Raw genomic sequence first — 2,441 nt, forward strand, 5'->3', positions numbered from 1 at the left:
CTCCGCCGTCTCCGAGGGGTTCATGCCCGCCGCCGGCTCGTCCAGCAGCAGCAGGGAGGGGTTGGTGGCCAGGGCCCGGACGATCTCCAGGCGGCGCTGTGCGCCGTAAGGCAGGGAGCCGGCCTGGTGGTGGGCCAGGTCCTGCATGTCGAAGATGGAGAGCAGCTCCATGGCGCTCTCTCGGGCCAGCTTCTCCTGCTTCCAGAACTTGGGGAGGCGGAGCACGCCGTCCCACATGGGGTAGCGGATCTGGTTGTGCAGGCCGATCTTCACGTTGTCCTCCACACTCAGGTTGGAAAACAGGCGGATGTTCTGGAAGGTGCGGGCGATGCCGGCCCGGTTGACTTGGGCAGTGCTCATGCCGTGGGTGTCCTTGCCATTGAGCAGGATGGTGCCCCGGGTGGGCTGGTACACCTTGGTGAGCAGGTTGAACACCGTGGTCTTGCCCGCGCCGTTGGGGCCGATAAGGCCGGCAATCTCTGTGCGGCCGATGGTGAGGTTGAACTCGTTCACGGCGGTCAGGCCGCCGAAGTCGATGCCCAGGTGCTGGCACTCCAGAACGGGGAGCTTGTTCACATCCCGCTCAGGAACGATGGAGTGGCTGGGGACGGGGACCATCTTGCCTTTCTTAAATTCCTTAGCCATTCTGAGCGCCTCCTTTCTCGGTGCCGCGGCCCAATATCTTCCGGCGCAGGGAGGAGAAAAACTCCTTGGAGCGCTCGTTGTTGGTGGCCAGCATCACCAGGATCAGCACGATGGCGTAGATCAGCATCCGGTAGTCATAGAAATCACGCAGTAGCTCGGGCAGGACATAGAGCAGGGCGGCAGCAATGACCGAGCCCCGGATGTTGCCCAGTCCACCCAGCACTACGTAGACCAGGATCAGGATAGAGGTATTGAAGTCAAACTTCTTGGCGGCGATGGAGGAGTAGTTCATGGCATAGAGGGCGCCGGCGGCTCCAGCCAGCACGGCGGAGGTGACAAAGGCCATCAGCTTGTATTTGGTGGCGCTGATGCCCACGCTCTCGGCGGCGATGCGGTTGTCCCGCAGGGCCATGATGGCCCGGCCGGAACGGCTGTTCACCAGGTTGAGGACCACGATGAGGGCTACCATCACCAGCAGAAAGCCTGCGGTGAAGGAGGAGAGCTTCACGTTGGCCGTGACTCCCATGGGTCCCTTCAGGATGGCCTTGCCGGTCTCAGACAGGTTGAGGGCCGCCTCACTGGAGGTGGAGAAGTGGAGGCCGTTCTCGTCTACGCCCACATAGAGGATGTTGATAATGTTTTTGATGATCTCGCCGAAAGCCAGGGTGACGATGGCCAGATAGTCGCCCCGCAGGCGCAGGACGGGGACGCCCACGATGACGCCGGCGATGCCGGCAAAGAAGGCGCCGATGAGCATGGAGACCAGCAGGCGCAGGGGGCCCATGGGGATCAGCTCCTGGAGGGAGATGGAGGCCACCACGCCGGAGAAAGCACCCACGCTCATAAAGCCGGCGTGGCCCAGGCTCAGCTCGCCGGAGATGCCCACCACCAGGTTCAGTGCCACAGCCATGGTGACATAGGCACAGATGGGGACCAACTGCCCCTGAAGGGAGGGGGAGAGCATCCCGCCGGCATTGAGAAGCTGAAGGATCACAAAGGCGGCAGCAACGATACAGTAGGTGAGGAGATTGCCGAAAAGGCGCTTGCGGCGGAGGGAACGTGTTTTCATATCGGTCACCTCACACTTTCTCGGGCACATACTTGCCCAGCAGTCCGGAGGGCTTGACCAGCAGCACCACGATCAGGACGGCAAAGACCACCGCGTCGGAGATGTTGGTGTTGAAGGCCTTGGCAAAGATCTCGATGATGCCCAGCAGGATGCCGCCCAGCATGGCCCCAGGGATGGAGCCGATGCCGCCGAAGACGGCGGCGGTAAAGGCCTTGATGCCGGGCATGGAGCCGGTGGTGGGGGTCAGGCTGGTGTAGGTGGACAGGAACAGAACGCCCGCGATGGCCGCCAGGGCGGAGCCGATGGCAAAGGTCATGGAGATGGTGCGGTTGACGTCAATGCCCATGAGCTGGGCCGCCGCCTTGTCCTCCGAGCAGGCCCGCATGGCCTTGCCCATCTTGGTGCGGCCGGTAAAGGCGGTGAGGGCCAGCATGATGGCCACGCACACCAGGACGGTCACGATGGTCAGCCAGGAGATGGAGAGCTGGCCGTCAAACAGGGTCAGCTTGGCGGACGGGCTCACCACGGGGGTAAATACCTTGGGGCTGGAGCACCACAGGAGCTGGGCCGCATTCTGGAGGAAGTAGCTCACGCCGATGGCGGTGATGAGCACCGCCAGGGAGGTGGCCTGCCGCAGGGGCTTGTAGGCCAGCCGCTCGATGGTGATGCCCAGCACGGTGCACACCACCATGGCCAGCACCGTACCAGCCAGGGCGGGAACCACCAG

The 2,441-nt window shown here is 63.2% G+C and carries 3 protein-coding genes; all 3 read right to left on the reverse strand.

Annotated elements, in window-relative coordinates; genetic code table 11:
• On the reverse strand, nt 1-618 hold a 618-nt coding region (locus tag QZ378_RS12680), incomplete at its 3' end, for an ABC transporter ATP-binding protein (RefSeq protein WP_291258531.1).
• A 19-nt stretch (nt 619-637) separates the two neighbouring features.
• On the reverse strand, nt 638-1,714 hold the full coding sequence (locus QZ378_RS12685) for a branched-chain amino acid ABC transporter permease (protein ID WP_108981485.1): 1,077 nt from the start codon (nt 1,712-1,714) through the stop codon (nt 638-640).
• Between the two features lie 10 nt (nt 1,715-1,724).
• On the reverse strand, nt 1,725-2,441 hold a 717-nt coding region (locus QZ378_RS12690), incomplete at its 5' end, for a branched-chain amino acid ABC transporter permease (protein WP_291258530.1).

It is taken from the genome of Flavonifractor sp., assembly GCF_019422385.1.
GTDB classification, from domain to species: Bacteria; Bacillota; Clostridia; order Oscillospirales; family Oscillospiraceae; genus Flavonifractor; species Flavonifractor avistercoris.